Genomic DNA, 13,631 nt, shown 5'->3' on the forward strand with positions numbered 1-13,631 from the left:
TTAAAATCATCGGTTTAATCAGTATAACGTGATTTCATGCCGGCACATGACAGGCTGCCTAGTTTTCAGGCAAACTATTGATTTTTAATTTGGCAAATTTTTAACACAAACTTCCTCTATAAGACATGGAAAATTTGTGATTTTATTAACAAATAGATGCTAATGAATTGTAAATATTATGAATTATCAAGATATTTTAGACTTCTGGTTTCATGCGGACAGCCAGCCCTTATGGTTTAGCCAAAGTCATGAATTCGACCAAAGTATTGCGCAGCAGTTCATGAGCACCCATCAGCAGGCAGCCCGGGCTGAACTTTGGGGCTGGCGTAAAACAGCAGAAGGTCGGCTGGCCGAAATTATTGTGCTAGATCAATTTTCACGAAATTTATTCCGTGATTCTCCCCAAGCTTTCGCCCAAGACAGTCTGGCACTGGCCTTGGCTCAGGAAGCCATCAGCCTGAACCTGGATCAACAGCTCAGTCCGGAACAGCGTGCCTTTCTGTATATGCCATTTATGCACAGCGAATCCAAACTGATTCATGAATTCGCCTTAAAACTGTTTCAGCGTCTGGGCAATCCGACCAATCTGGAATTCGAGAAAAAGCACAAGGTCATTATTGACCGCTTTGGACGTTACCCGCACCGAAACCAGATTCTGGGTCGTGCATCGACCGATGAAGAACTTACTTTCCTGACCCAGCCCGATAGCAGTTTTTAAGATTTTTTAAGACCGGCTGTCTGGACTGGATCATTGCATCAGGAGATCGAACATGAAAAACATGCTACTGGGATTGAGTGTGATTGCTGCCATCAGCCTGACTGGCTGTGCAACCACACCCTCAAAGCCCTTAACATTTGATCAGTTAGGTCGCTACAGTACCACTCCCCTCAACAGCAACACTTACCGTATCAGCTTTCAGGCCCGTCCCAATATGAGCTTTGGCACAGCTGAAGAAATTACCCTGCTCAAAGCCGCACAGACTACCGTACAAAATGGTTTTCAATTCTTCAGAGTACTGAATGATCCAAGTAACCGCACCCAGCAACCTCCACGGCAAGCCATCGTCTATCCGGCGCCAAGCTTTTATCCTTACGGGTATTACCGCCGATATCCGGGATTCTGGCCAGACCCATTCTATGACCGCCCTTATACCGTGACTCTGGATCCTGCCCAGGTGGCTTATACCATTGAATGCTTCAAGGCCAATCAGGCGCCTCAAGATGCCTTTGATGCCCGCTTGATTTTACATTCACTTGGGGCTAAATATGGTTTAAGTCCATCCGGTGCAGTGCTGCAACCGCAACCGGCCAATCCCTCCTGACAGGATGATCTATGCAGACAGAGAGTATCTCCCCGAGCTTACAACGCAGTAAACGTTTCGCGACCATCGCCCTGGTGGTCGCCGTACTGACCTGGTTGGCATTGATGGTGGCAGCCAAATTGCTACCTGAATATGTCTGGCTCATTCATATTCTGATGCTCTCGGCAGAAGCGGGTGTGGTCGGTGGTCTTGCGGACTGGTATGCGATTACCGTGCTGTTTCGTAACCCTTTTGGCAGATTGCCCATTCCCAAGTTTTTACGTGACCATACCGAAATCATTCCACGTAACAAGGCCCGTATTGCAGAGTCGATGGGCCGTTTTGTGCAGGAAAATTTTCTTTCTCCGCAAATTGTACAGCGCAGTCTGGACAGTACCGACCTGAGTCTGGCTGCAGGACGCTGGCTGGCCAATCCACAAAACAATGCCCAAGTGACTCAGGTCATTCAACAGACGGTGCCTAAAATTTTTGAATTTGTCGGACAGGAACAGATTGCCGGATTTATCCAGAGCAACAGCGTGCAATGGGTCAAAAATACCCAGATCAATACCCTAGCCAGCGAAATGCTGCATGCCGTTCTGGACAATGATTTCCATCAGGATGTACTACAGCGCGGACTGGATGTGGTACATGCCTGGATGACTTCGCATCCGGAACAAACCCGTGAGCTGACCCGTAACCTGTTTAAGGAAATGGGCGTGTGGAAGCTGGCCAAAGGCGCCAGCTGGATCGGGATTGACGTGCAGCAACGCAGTATTGATTCCGTGATCGGGCGCGTTGAAGCCATGCTGGCCGATCCAGATCATCCATGGCGACTTAAAATTGAGAACATGGGACATAACTGGATGTTACAGCTGGCAGATAATGACAGTGAAGCCAGCCAGCGTCTGAATGAAACCAAAGATGCCTTACTGGATAGCCCACAAGTGCTGAATTTTATCAGCGGTGCGGTGGTGATTTTATGTGATGCGATCAAGGAAGACTTGCAAAAACCTGATTCGGGTATTGCGGAAAATCTCAGAATTGCCATTCAACAGGTCGGAGAAAATATTATCTCGAATGCCTCGGTTCGTGAGCTGCTGAATAAACGTCTCAGCGGAATTGCGGTGGACCTGAGTGACCAGTACAGTGAAAAAGTCATTCGCTTTATCAGCGAGCGCATTCACGAATGGGATTCAAGCGAGATGATCGACAAGATTGAAAATGAAGTCGGCGGTGATCTGCATATGATCCGGGTCAATGGTGTCGTGGTCGGTGCCTGTATCGGTCTGGTGCTCGGGATCATCCGGGCGGCAGTAGAGCATTTAATTTAAAGATGACGCTATTCGCCCCATACAGCCCGACTTTTAAAATACCCAAGAATTGACTCCAGCCAGATCAAGTTTAAGATTCTAAAAATGATTACTTGGGTGGCTGAGGTCCGGACATATCGACCAATAGCCCAGTGAATTTGCGTACGAATGGCAATAAGGTCACCACAATCGGGAAAGCAATCGCCCAGGAAATCATCCAGTTGTGAAACCAGAGTGCCATAAATCCCTCAATCCAGCCGAGATTACGCAGCATATTGATCATGGAAATAATGCCACTCATCAGGCAGGACAGGATAAACGGCACAATAATCAATGCCCATTTTGCAGGAAGTTTGGGAATATGACCGATAATGGTCGGACGTTGTGATGCAGCCACGACATGCTCTTTTTACTGTTTTCAGATGACTAATATAAGCCAAATTCTGTACGGTGAAGCATTGTTTTTTTCATCTGAAATGTTGAGCTAAAAACTGGTTTTATTTTCACGGGATTAATCCGTTGATTTTCCCTTTCTTTAGTCAAAAACTTCTGACGAAGTGATCCTCCACTTTTTATTCCCGAGAAATGCTTTTACCTAAACAGCCTGAAATTTGCTATATTTGCTGTTTTTCTGCGATCTCTATTTTCGACTGATTATGAATACGGCAATACAAGCAGCTCTCGATCATGCAGTGCACACTTTACAGGCACAAGGCGTACTACCATCTGACTGGAACAATACAAGTAATTTGACGCGTACCAAAGACCGAAGCCATGGTGACTTTGCGTCGAATATTGCCATGATCGCGTCGAAAGCTGCGGGTATGAAGCCACGTGATTTAGCGGAAAAAATTCTTGCTGCCCTGCCTGAAGTGGCAGATATCAGCAAGGCAGAAATTGCCGGTCCTGGTTTTATTAACTTCTTCCTGAATGCTGACCAGCGCTTTGCAGTCCTTGATCAAATCCAGGCACAACAGGCGACTTATGGTCGTACCCAGGTCAATGCGGATAAACGTATTCAGGTTGAATTCGTTTCTGCCAACCCAACCTCTAGCCTGCACGTAGGTCATGGTCGTGGTGCTGCGTATGGCATGACGGTTGCGAACTTGCTTGAAGCGACCGGTGCAAAAGTCGATCGCGAATACTATGTCAATGATGCTGGCCGTCAAATGGACATTCTGGCGACTTCGACTTATCTGCGCTACTTAGAATTAACGGGTCAGGAACTGGTATTCCCGAAAAATGCCTACCAGGGTGACTACGTAAAAGAAATTGCACAAAGCATTATTGACCAGGATGGCGATGCTTATGTCCGTCCTGTGGCCGACGTGTATAAAGATGTGCCTGAAGATGTACAGTTTGCAGCCGAATTAGATGCTGATGGCAATAAAGTCGTATTGTCTGGTGATAAAGAAAAACACATTGATGGTTTGATCTTTAATTCACAAGCGTTAATTGGCACAGGCTACCGCGTATTCTTGCAAGCCGCGCTTAAAGCAATCTTAGATGATATTAAAGATGACCTCGGCGAGTTTGGTGTAACCTTCAATCAATGGTTCAGCGAAGAATCATTGACAGACAAAATTGAAGAAGCCTTACAGACTTTAGACCAGCGTGGTTTCCTGTATGAACTGGATGGCAACATCTGGTTCAAATCCACTGCATTCGGTGATGAAAAAGACCGTGTCGTGAAACGTCGTAATGGTCAGACCACTTACTTCGCGTCTGACATCGCTTACCACCTGAACAAGTTACAACGTGGCTATACCGATATCATCGATATCTGGGGTTCGGATCACCACGGTTATATCGCACGTGTAAAAGCGGCCATTGATGCGTTGGGCTATGACTCGAAAAAATTAACGGTTCTTCTGGTTCAGTTCGTGAGCCTATGGCGTGGCGGCGAGATGGTACAAATGTCATCTCGTTCAGGTCAGTTCGTGACCTTGCGTGACCTGCGTAAAGAAGTCGGCAATGATGCTGCTCGTTTCTACTACGTAATGCGTAAATCTGAACAGCACATTGACTTTGATCTGGATCTTGCTGTGTCACAAAGCAAAGACAATGCCGTGTATTACATCCAGTATGCACATGCCCGTATCTGCCGTATGTTAGAAAAAGCAGCGTCTACCAATGTCAACTTTGATGCTACAGCAGCACGTCATTTGGCGGCTAAGCTGGAGCTTGATGCTGAAACTGAAATCCTGGCCAAGCTGGCTGCCTACCCAGAAATTCTGGTACGTGCTGCAAACAGCTATGAACCGCATCAAATTGGTAACTACCTGAAAGAGCTGGCAGCATTGTTCCACGGTTGGTACAACGACAATAAAGTACTCGGTGATGATGCTGAATTGACTCAAGCACGTTTATTGTTATCAGTGAACGTGCGTCAGGTACTGCGTAACGGTTTAGAACTTTTAGGTGTGTCAGCTCCTGAATCAATGTAAAGCACTGCTTTTACATTGATGCAAGACAAGAGCTATGCTCGAAGTGAGCATGTAAGCAAAACATTGCCGTTTATCTGCTGAGCAGACATTTTGTAACTTTAGCTATGTGCTTGAAGATACAGACAAATTAAAATTCTGTGTGATTTGTGATCTAGAGGATGACTTTTGTATCCTGATCACATAGGATGAAGTGATAGTAGGGGCATAACTGCTGTTATACCTTTTCTATATGTCCCGATTAACAAGAGGAAAATCCCAAGTGTTTGGAAAAACGCAACGCGGTGTATCTGAAAGACCGAATAAGCCTAAAAAGCCACTTATTCCAACCTGGCTCGGCACACTCGTGATCATTTTAATCGTGTTAAGTTTTTTGATGGCACTGATGCTCTGGAAGCCATGGGAACCGGTTAAACCGAAAACTCAAACAAGTGCTGAATCTGTCCAAGAAGAAGATACCAACAAAGATTATCGTTTTTATGACCTGTTACCACAACAGCAAGTGACGCCGATTCCTGAACAGGCCGTCCCTGAAAACAAAAATCAGGATACGGTAGTGATTGTAGAAGCACCTCGACCTGAAGTGGCTACACCTGAGGCGACCACAACTGAGCCTGGTTTAGAAGCCAGCGAAGCACCCGTTGCCGCTCCGGCCAGTTATATTCTGCAAGTTCGCAGCTTTGATGATCCGGATCAGGCCGATGCCCGCCGTGCTGAAATTATTCTCAATGGTTTATCTGCCGATGTGGTGCGTAATGTAGAAAATGGTAAAGTCTGGTATCGCGTGGTTTCAGGCCCTTATGATTCTGCCGAAGCAGCAATTATCGCGCAGCAAACCTTGCAGAATAGCGGGATTGATTCCATCGTCGTAAAAAGATAAATTTCTAGAAATAAAAAAGCGCCATCAGGCGCTTTTTTATTGCTTTTTAGCTCCTCCCTTTTAAAAGGGAGGCTGGGAGGGATTAGCTAAAAATTAAATCCATCTTTAGAAAGGGGGGAAGTTCCCTCACCTTCTAGGAGATGAGAAGCACTGCTTCGCAAGTGAGAAGTCATTTTAAAAGACCCTCTATCTAAGCTCCTCCCTGAGCGAGATTCAAAGCAATGCTTTGAATTAAAGTGCAAGAGAAGGAAATTAAAATTTTTAATCCCCCTCGATCCCCCTTTTTCAAAGGGGGAGGTAACAAGAGGTTAAAAGTATCTTATAGAGTATGCCCCAGCGCTTCACCCATATTCACCAAAGAATTGGCCTTGAACGCGGCATCCCATTGCATTTTATTTTCTTCAAATAAAATCACTGCCGTTGAACCGAGGTAGAAACGACCCAGTTCTGCCCCTTTTTCCAGGAACAGGTCATGCTGATTGAGTTCGATCCGGCCTGAAGGCTTCACTTTGCCGGTTGCCACGGTTTCAATACCCGCCACAATCATCGCACCCACCAATACCACCGCCATACGGCCGATTTCAGTATCAAACAGACAGACCATACGTTCATTGCGTGCAAACAGGCCTGGAATGTTTTCTGCGGTCACCTGGTTGACCGAGAACAGCTCGCCTGGAACATATAGCGTTTCAGTTAATGTTCCGGCAAATGGCATATGCACCCGATGATAATCACGTGGCGACAAATACACGGTCGCGAATTCACCATTTTTGAATGGCTCGGCCAGTTGCGGGTCAGCAATCAGAGCTTCAACGGTAAATTTCTGGCCTTTGGCCTGAAACACATCACCATTTTCAATTTTACCCAGCTGGGAAATCGCACCGTCTGCAGGCGAAACAATGCTCGTAGCATCTGGATCAACCGCACGGATACCTTCTTTTAGGGCACGCGTAAAAAATTCATTAAATGATTTGAATTTCAGGGCATTGGCCTGTTCAGCAATCGACATATCAATACCATACTGCGCCTTAAAGGCAGTAATTGCAGCAGTTTTGATAATCGGGTTTTCGCTGGCGGCAATTTTACCCACCACCCGAGACAAGCGATGTTGCGGTACTAATCGTTGAGCTTTAATAAAAAACTGTTTTTTTAAACGTGACGTGATGCTCAAGATGGCAGCTCCCCTGTAGCGATTGGACTATCGAGGCAGTTGCCCCATTCACTCCACGCACCATCATAGGCTCGAATTTTCCAGCCCAGTAAACGACCCAGAATATAGGCCAAACCTGAGCGGTGATGGGACTGGCAGTACACCACAACGGGTTGATTCAAATCAAAGCCCAGTTGTTCCAGACGCTGCTGAGTACGTGGTAAAGGCTGTAATTTTAAATGATTTTCGCGATTAAGGGCAGTACTCCATTCAAAATGACGTGCTCCCGGAATGTGACCGCCGCGTCGAGCCGCTAAACGTAGGCCAGTATATTCATCTTGCGTGCGGCAATCCCAAATTTGAACCTGTTGATTTTCAACCTGTTGGCGCAGTTCATCATAGCCAATCTGAAAATTCGCTTGATGGTCAAGATTGACCTGCAATACGTTTTTCACTGGCGCAAACTGTTCCTGATTGGAAGAAGTCGGCAAACAGGCACCAAGCCAGGCATGAATCCCGCCATTCAATAGGCTGGTATTTTCAAAACCCAGACAATGCAGGTTCCAGAGCAAACGCCCTGCCCATGCCCCGCCCTCATCATCATAAGCCACCACATGATGTTCAGGAGAAATATTCAGATAATCAATGAGAGTCTGCAAGCCTTCCGCGTCCGGCAACAGTCCCATTGCCGTTTCTTCCTGACGCACCAGAAGTTTAGGCTTTAAATGCAAGGCGTGCGGAATATGCAGCTGCTCATACACAGAGGCACGGCTCAGGTCGACAATACGAAGTTTTTCATGGCCCAAATAGGGAACTAAATCTTCTGCCTCAATCAGCAGGCCAAAATTAAAAGCTGCAGCGGTCATCGTTATCATGGCTATTATTGGTCAAATCCTGTTGATCTTAGCACAGCTGGTTTTTACACTGATGTGCTTTCTTTGCAGATGATTAGCAAGATTTTAGCTAAACCTTGGTCTTAAATAAGCTTGCATAAAAAAACCGCCTCTATCTAGAAACGGTTCTTAAAAATTATGAATTGTTCAAACTGACTTAAGCAGGTTCATTGATCTCAAAAACCTGACGTAAATAGGCCAGGAACGTATCATTATCCGTCATGGTTTTGCCCGGACTATCCGAAATTTTGGCCACTGACTGACGGTTACATTCCACCAGTTTCAGCACAATATTGAGTGGGGTTTGTCCCATATCATTGGTCAAATTGGTGCCAATCCCAAAACTGACCTGAAAACGGTCTTTAAAGTACTGATGCAATTTCCAGGCTTTTTCCAGATTCAGGCCATCACTAAAAGTCAGCATCTTGGTTTTGCTGTCAATTTTCAGCTTTTTGTAGTGTGCATAGGCCTTGTCACCCCATTCATAAGGGTCGCCGCTGTCATGACGCAAGCCATCAAACAGTTTGGCAAAGTACAGGTCAAAGTCGCGCAGGAAGGCATCCATCCCAACCACATCGGTCAGGGCAATGCCCAGGTCACCACGATATTCCTGTACCCAGCTTTCCAGTGCAGATTTCTGGAAATTACGCAGACGTACGTCCAGCGCCTGAAAAGCTTGCAGGAATTCATGCGCCATGGTGCCAATCGGGGTAATGCCCAACTCTTTGGCTAACAATACATTACTGGTACCACGAAACACATGCGGTGCGGCTTTGTGAAATTCTTCGACCACATGCTTTTGCCAATCGAAACTGTAACGGCGACGCGTACCAAAATCTGACACCAAGAATGGTGGATCATTGGGGTTTTGCGCAGCATCATACTGTTTTAATAGCTCGATTTTGGCTTTTAAACGGTGTTCGCCTTCAGCCAACACTTCAGGCGTGCGAATGCGGCTGAAATACAGTTCATTGACAATCGCCAGTACGAAGATCTCGAACATCATCGCCTGAACCATCGGGCCTTCCACCACAATATCCAGACGGCCTTGACTGTCGATACTGGCCTTGATGAAACGGCGCTTGAGCTGGAACAGTTCCAGATAATCCACAAAATCGCTTTTGATAAAACGTAAGCTTCTTAAATATTGCAGTTCATCTTCTTTGAATTTGAGCTGACACAGCAGGTCCAGTTGATGATTCAGGTCATCCAGAATATCCGTCAGTGGATAGACTGTATCTTCCAGATTACGACAACGGAAATGGTAGACACTATGCGTTTGCGGAAACTTGTGTAAGACCACTTGTAACATAGTGAATTTGTACAAGTCAGTATCTAACAGAGAATGGATAATTGGAGCCATAACTAAGGGAATATCGCTGTGCTTATCTCTTCATTAAAGCATAAAAAGTCATGCAATAATGCAGGATTTACGTACAGCTGGCTGTATTTGCGACAAAAGTATCAGAAGCATAACCCGGTTTATTTCTGGGTGTTGGTCTGAGCTTTTTCCTGTTCCTGAATCAGTTTCTGTAGCTGTTTTTCCTGGCCAATGACCTTGGCAAATTCGGCTGTGGTCTTTTGTCCGGTTTTTTGCGCCTGGACATCACAGTCCACCTGACGCAACTGCTTGGCAATCGCAAATTCCATCTTGAATAAAGCCCCCATCAAGGCCGTATTGCCTCGATTGTCTCGAGCACAGCGGTCGGCACCATGTTTAAGCAAACTGCTGACTATCGCTTGATGGCCATAATACGTTGCCATCATCAGTGGCGTATAACCGTCTTTATTGCGTACATCGACCGGAAAGCCATGTTTTAAAAATTCGTTGATAACTTCGCTATTGCCAATTTTGGCGGCAGCAAAGAACAGGTCGACCAGTTCCTGTTGTGAGTTCATCTGAATATTGTCCACGCTTTTAGCGGGGGAGATCTCCTTCGCGACAGTCACGTTTGCGAATGCGGAACCTATCGTGAGAATACTGGCTAAAAACATAGATGACATAACTTTCATGATGAACTCCAGCAGAAATCGAAGGGGAATTTAAGTCTTGAAAGACTGAATTATCCTGAGATGAGATAAAAAACGGAGTGCCTGTAAAACTCCCCCTAGGGTGCAGGAAAGGTTTGGAGTATTACAGGACTTTTTGGAGGTGATGCGCTATGCCCTAGTCACCAGTTCCTCAAGACCAATCGGGATTAGTCTTTTAATTTTGCAGCTTTGGCTTTAACAGTCGCCAGGTTACCGTTTACCGCCTTGGTCATACGTGTACCGTAGTCCGCATCTGCCTTATAGAAGTAAGACAACATGATGTGCTTGGTTTCTGAATCTTTCACTGCGCCTAAATCAGCAGCAAGGTTCATGATCAGGTCATCTTTTTCTTTAGCCGAGTATGAACGGTACAGCTCACCTGCCTGCTTGAAGTTCTGCTCTTTCACGCCAATTTGCTGTACATGACCAGATAATGGTGTTTGTACCGCACGTGCTTTTTCAGTGGCAGCTTTTGGCTCTTTACGGCTTGGCTCATAGTTCACATCCGAGTCACGCTCAGAGATATTCATGTAGCCATCCTGATTATTGTTGTTCACATTTACCACTGGACGGTTCACCGGAATTTGCTGGTGATTCGCGCCTAAACGGTACATTTGGGTATCTGAGTAAGAGAAGATACGGCCTTGTAGCAGACGGTCTTCTGATGGCTCGATGCCCGGAACCAAGTTACCTGGCGCAAATGCAGACTGTTCAGTCTCATTGAAGAAGTTCTTCGGCATACGGTTCAGGGTCAAAGTACCGACTTTGGTTTCTGGTACCAGCTCAGTTGGCCAGATTTTGGTTGGATCTAACGGATCAAAATCAAAGCTGTTTAGATCTTTAGGATCAATCACCTGAATATATAGATCCCATTTCGGGAAATTACCCGCATAGATGTTGTCATATAGATCATTGGTCAAGTGGTTGAAATCTTTACCCTGCTGTTCAGCCGCTTCTTTCACGTTCAGGCCTTTCACGCCCTGTTTAGAGCGGAAGTTGAATTTCACGTACTTGTATTCGCCTTTGTCGTTATACAGTTTGTAAGCGTGAACACCAAAACCGTCCTGTTCACGATAGCTAGTTGGAACACCTTGCTTGCCATACACATAAGTCAGCATGTTGGTTGCCCATGGCTGGCTCGACAGGAAGTCAAACACACGGTTAGCATCTTGGACATTCGTTACTGGGCTTGGCTTCATGGCATGAATGAAGTCCGGGAACTTGATTGCATCACGGATAAAGAATACCGGTGTCTGGTTACCGACCAAGTCCCAGTTACCTTCTTGAGTGTAGAATTTCAATGCAAAACCGTGTGGGTCACGTAGAGTTTCTGGTGAACCTTTACCATGAATTACGGTAGAGAAACGTAGGAAAACTGGAGTTTTAGTCCCCGCTTTGAACAATGAAGCGAGGGTAAGATCAGATAGATCTTTGGTCGCAACGAATTCACCATATGCCCCTGTACCACGCGCATGTACGACACGCTCAGGAATACGCTCACGACCAAAACGTTGTAATTTTTGTACCAGTTGAACGTCCTGAAGGAGTACTGAACCATTTGGACCCGCAGTGATCGAGTTCTGGTTATCACCGACTGGTGCGCCATTGTCTTTAGTTAAAGGAGCAGCTTGTGCAGCTGTGACAGTTGCAATCATTGCAACCAGTAATGAACGCTTAAACATTTCTAAATCTCTCAATTTATTACCTTTCCTGCATGGGCTAAGATACGCCAACACAATAAACAGATAAAACAGATTATTTTTATTAATTCAATCGCTTTAATGGATTTAAAAAAATTAATCAATTGATTTTCAGATATTTAAAGTTCATAAAAACAGCATCTCATACTGCTCCAGATTTTATTTTTGCTACAATCACGTCCATCTATCATTAGCAGTCCATATGTAAAATGCGTGCCTTATTACAAAGAGTTTTAGAAGCTAAAGTCGTGGTCGAGGGTGAAACCACTGGGGAAATTGAAAAAGGAATTCTGGTTTTTCTAGGTTTAGGTAAAGATGACAATCTGGAAAAAGGCAAAAAGCTGATTGATAAGATATTGAAATACCGTTTCTTTGATGATGAACAGGGTAAAATGGGCTGGAACGTTGCCCAGGCCGACGGTGGTTTATTGCTGGTTTCACAATTTACCTTGATGGCACAGACCCACAAGGGTTTACGTCCAGACTTTGGCCCCGCTATGCCGCCTGCCGAGGCTAAAGCACTTTATGAGCAGCTGGTAGAATATGCCCAAAGCCAGTTTGAACATGTGCAAACCGGTATTTTTGCCGCCGACATGAAAGTGCATCTGGTCAATGATGGGCCGGTGACGTTTAATCTGGAAGTTGAATAAGTTTTAATTATTCCAGAATTCAAAAAGCCCTCATATTTGAGGGCTTTTTTTATTTAATCCTCCCCTAGCCCCTCCTTTAAAAAGGAGGGGGAACTAAGCGGAAGTTTCTTATTTACCAGTTTTTTCTTTAATAAACTGACGTACCATTTTCACTTTTTCTTTGACTGGCTTTGGCAATTTTGGTGGAATCATCTTCGCCACTTGGTTAAACCAGACCAGCAGGCCGAAGTCACCTTCCATTTTGATCGTGCCACTTTGCATGCCGGTCATAAATGCCGTCGGGTCACCTTTGACCAAGGTCTTTACACCCTGCTCACTGTCAGCAAACTGCAACACAAAATCAGCTTTTTCAGCATCACCCGAAACCGTATCGATATGACCGTTATCCACAATAATCTGACGTGCCATGCCTTCATCCGTACCAATCTGAATACGGAATTGACGTCCATGTACCAGTTCAATGAATTTTGGGCTGGTACGTGCCAACTGCTTCATACGTAAAGCTAGACCTGCGACCAGTAAGTCCAGCGGATCTGTACTCATATCGATAAGAGGAAGTTTTAACACAGGAATGGATGACAGTTTCATGGAGGATGCCTATTCTAATTGTACGAAAATTGACAAATATCCTAGCATAGTTCTGGACTAGGTGGATTATGCAGTTTGTATCATATTTCCAAACTGAAAAATGCACCCATGGGTGCATTTTTTTCATTGCAACTTGTAGAATTAACGGCTTGAAAGCTGCTGCTGGTCGTCTTCATACACTGGCGTATGTTCGATGCAACGGCGTTTTGCTAAAGCACGCTCAGCACGACGATCTTCACGCAACAACAGGCCAGTCACGACCATCATGACCGCAGTTAACGCGCTCAGATAACTATACGTCATTGGTAGCTCAAACCAGGTTTGAGTTCCTACACGAATCACCTCGATCAGGCCCCATACCAGCATCCCGGCCGCCATAAAGCTTAACCAGCGACGATAAGGCGAGAAGAACACAGCAAGCACAGCTACAGCGACTAAACTGAAGCCCACAATCGTTGCTAAATTCGCTGTTACCATATAACCCCCTCCATCCAGATAGATAGTTTCCGCTTGATATTGCAACGCTTCTATCTATTGAATTTCGTTAAATCAATAAAATGGAATCTGTTGATTTGTATCTCTATGCCTGCATTATGCTGAGTTTTTTGCATAAAAAAAGTCCTGTCATCCAGCCTAACGACATACTTTGTCGCGATATTATATTGTCATTACATTTTTTGC

At 45.3% G+C, this 13,631-nt stretch carries 14 protein-coding genes; 6 read left to right on the top strand and 8 right to left on the bottom strand.

Features of this window, described 5'->3' with window-relative positions; all coding sequences use genetic code 11:
• Nucleotides 1-178 precede the first annotated feature (178 nt).
• The 3 genes from ACTL4S_RS06630 to ACTL4S_RS06640 are packed head-to-tail and all read left to right on the top strand — an operon-like array spanning nt 179 to nt 2,635.
• The gene (locus ACTL4S_RS06630) at nt 179-718 is read left to right on the top strand and encodes a DUF924 family protein (RefSeq protein ID WP_253100176.1); all 540 of its coding nucleotides are present in this window, start codon (nt 179-181) and stop codon (nt 716-718) included.
• Between the two features lie 52 nt (nt 719-770).
• Nucleotides 771-1,322, top strand: a complete 552-nt coding sequence (locus ACTL4S_RS06635; RefSeq protein WP_004729097.1) for a CC0125/CC1285 family lipoprotein — start codon at nt 771-773, stop codon at nt 1,320-1,322.
• Nucleotides 1,323-1,333: 11 nt separating this feature from the next.
• A complete protein-coding gene (locus tag ACTL4S_RS06640) occupies nt 1,334-2,635 on the top strand; it encodes a DUF445 domain-containing protein (RefSeq protein ID WP_441298986.1) in 1,302 nt (433 codons plus the stop codon).
• Nucleotides 2,636-2,723: 88 nt separating this feature from the next.
• Here ACTL4S_RS06640 and ACTL4S_RS06645 read toward each other — a convergent pair whose 3' ends face one another.
• On the bottom strand, nt 2,724-3,011 hold the full coding sequence (locus ACTL4S_RS06645) for a DUF2798 domain-containing protein (protein ID WP_441298987.1): 288 nt from the start codon (nt 3,009-3,011) through the stop codon (nt 2,724-2,726).
• Nucleotides 3,012-3,270: 259 nt separating this feature from the next.
• On the opposite strand from ACTL4S_RS06645, the gene argS reads away from it, so the two are divergent.
• Together argS and ACTL4S_RS06655 are read left to right on the top strand one after the other, a co-directional pair.
• A complete protein-coding gene (argS, locus tag ACTL4S_RS06650) occupies nt 3,271-5,061 on the top strand; it encodes an arginine--tRNA ligase (RefSeq protein WP_441298988.1) in 1,791 nt (596 codons plus the stop codon).
• A 259-nt stretch (nt 5,062-5,320) separates the two neighbouring features.
• Entirely contained in the window at nt 5,321-5,938 is a 618-nt protein-coding gene (locus ACTL4S_RS06655) for an SPOR domain-containing protein (protein ID WP_441298989.1), read from the top strand.
• 319 nt (nt 5,939-6,257) lie between these two features.
• Here ACTL4S_RS06655 and asd read toward each other — a convergent pair whose 3' ends face one another.
• The 5 genes from asd to ACTL4S_RS06680 form a co-directional block, all read right to left on the bottom strand.
• Nucleotides 6,258-7,109 (bottom strand): archaetidylserine decarboxylase, encoded by an 852-nt coding sequence (gene asd / locus ACTL4S_RS06660; protein WP_441298990.1) that lies wholly within the window; start codon nt 7,107-7,109, stop codon nt 6,258-6,260.
• Nucleotides 7,106-7,954 carry a sulfurtransferase gene (locus ACTL4S_RS06665; protein ID WP_441298991.1) on the bottom strand — a complete coding sequence of 283 codons (849 nt, stop codon included), beginning with the start codon at nt 7,952-7,954 and terminating at the stop codon, nt 7,106-7,108. The genes asd and ACTL4S_RS06665 overlap by 4 nt, the downstream gene beginning before the upstream one ends.
• A 184-nt stretch (nt 7,955-8,138) precedes the next feature.
• Nucleotides 8,139-9,344, bottom strand: coding sequence for a nicotinate phosphoribosyltransferase (gene pncB / locus ACTL4S_RS06670; RefSeq protein WP_004729084.1), 1,206 nt, complete (start codon nt 9,342-9,344; stop codon nt 8,139-8,141).
• A 119-nt stretch (nt 9,345-9,463) separates the two neighbouring features.
• Nucleotides 9,464-9,994: an ankyrin repeat domain-containing protein gene (locus ACTL4S_RS06675; RefSeq protein WP_005105317.1), complete on the bottom strand. Its 531-nt coding sequence runs from the start codon at nt 9,992-9,994 to the stop codon at nt 9,464-9,466.
• Nucleotides 9,995-10,179: 185 nt separating this feature from the next.
• Nucleotides 10,180-11,694 (bottom strand): catalase, encoded by a 1,515-nt coding sequence (locus tag ACTL4S_RS06680; RefSeq protein ID WP_441299016.1) that lies wholly within the window; start codon nt 11,692-11,694, stop codon nt 10,180-10,182.
• A gap of 227 nt (nt 11,695-11,921) precedes the next feature.
• Between ACTL4S_RS06680 and dtd the strand changes: the two genes are divergently transcribed.
• Nucleotides 11,922-12,362 (top strand): D-aminoacyl-tRNA deacylase, encoded by a 441-nt coding sequence (dtd, locus tag ACTL4S_RS06685; RefSeq protein ID WP_005245638.1) that lies wholly within the window; start codon nt 11,922-11,924, stop codon nt 12,360-12,362.
• A gap of 108 nt (nt 12,363-12,470) precedes the next feature.
• On the opposite strand, the gene ACTL4S_RS06690 is transcribed toward dtd, so the two are convergent.
• Nucleotides 12,471-12,950 carry an SCP2 sterol-binding domain-containing protein gene (locus ACTL4S_RS06690; RefSeq protein WP_004647189.1) on the bottom strand — a complete coding sequence of 160 codons (480 nt, stop codon included), beginning with the start codon at nt 12,948-12,950 and terminating at the stop codon, nt 12,471-12,473.
• Between the two features lie 141 nt (nt 12,951-13,091).
• Nucleotides 13,092-13,427, bottom strand: a complete 336-nt coding sequence (aciT, locus tag ACTL4S_RS06695) for a ciprofloxacin tolerance protein AciT (protein ID WP_004647188.1) — start codon at nt 13,425-13,427, stop codon at nt 13,092-13,094.
• Nucleotides 13,428-13,631 lie beyond the last annotated feature (204 nt).

Source organism: Acinetobacter lwoffii (assembly GCF_052078135.1).
Classification (GTDB): domain Bacteria; phylum Pseudomonadota; class Gammaproteobacteria; order Pseudomonadales; family Moraxellaceae; genus Acinetobacter; species Acinetobacter lwoffii_Z.

Coding starts and splice junctions, on each gene's coding strand:
- aciT (WP_004647188.1), bottom strand. CDS start 13,427: ATGGTAACAGCGAATTTAGCAACGATTGTGGGCTTCAGTTTAGTCGCT.
- ACTL4S_RS06665 (WP_441298991.1), bottom strand. CDS start 7,954: ATGACCGCTGCAGCTTTTAATTTTGGCCTGCTGATTGAGGCAGAAGAT.
- argS (WP_441298988.1), top strand. CDS start 3,271: ATGAATACGGCAATACAAGCAGCTCTCGATCATGCAGTGCACACTTTA.
- ACTL4S_RS06690 (WP_004647189.1), bottom strand. CDS start 12,950: ATGAAACTGTCATCCATTCCTGTGTTAAAACTTCCTCTTATCGATATG.
- ACTL4S_RS06680 (WP_441299016.1), bottom strand. CDS start 11,694: ATGTTTAAGCGTTCATTACTGGTTGCAATGATTGCAACTGTCACAGCT.
- ACTL4S_RS06675 (WP_005105317.1), bottom strand. CDS start 9,994: ATGAAAGTTATGTCATCTATGTTTTTAGCCAGTATTCTCACGATAGGT.
- ACTL4S_RS06635 (WP_004729097.1), top strand. CDS start 771: ATGAAAAACATGCTACTGGGATTGAGTGTGATTGCTGCCATCAGCCTG.
- pncB (WP_004729084.1), bottom strand. CDS start 9,344: ATGGCTCCAATTATCCATTCTCTGTTAGATACTGACTTGTACAAATTC.
- ACTL4S_RS06630 (WP_253100176.1), top strand. CDS start 179: ATGAATTATCAAGATATTTTAGACTTCTGGTTTCATGCGGACAGCCAG.
- ACTL4S_RS06640 (WP_441298986.1), top strand. CDS start 1,334: ATGCAGACAGAGAGTATCTCCCCGAGCTTACAACGCAGTAAACGTTTC.
- dtd (WP_005245638.1), top strand. CDS start 11,922: ATGCGTGCCTTATTACAAAGAGTTTTAGAAGCTAAAGTCGTGGTCGAG.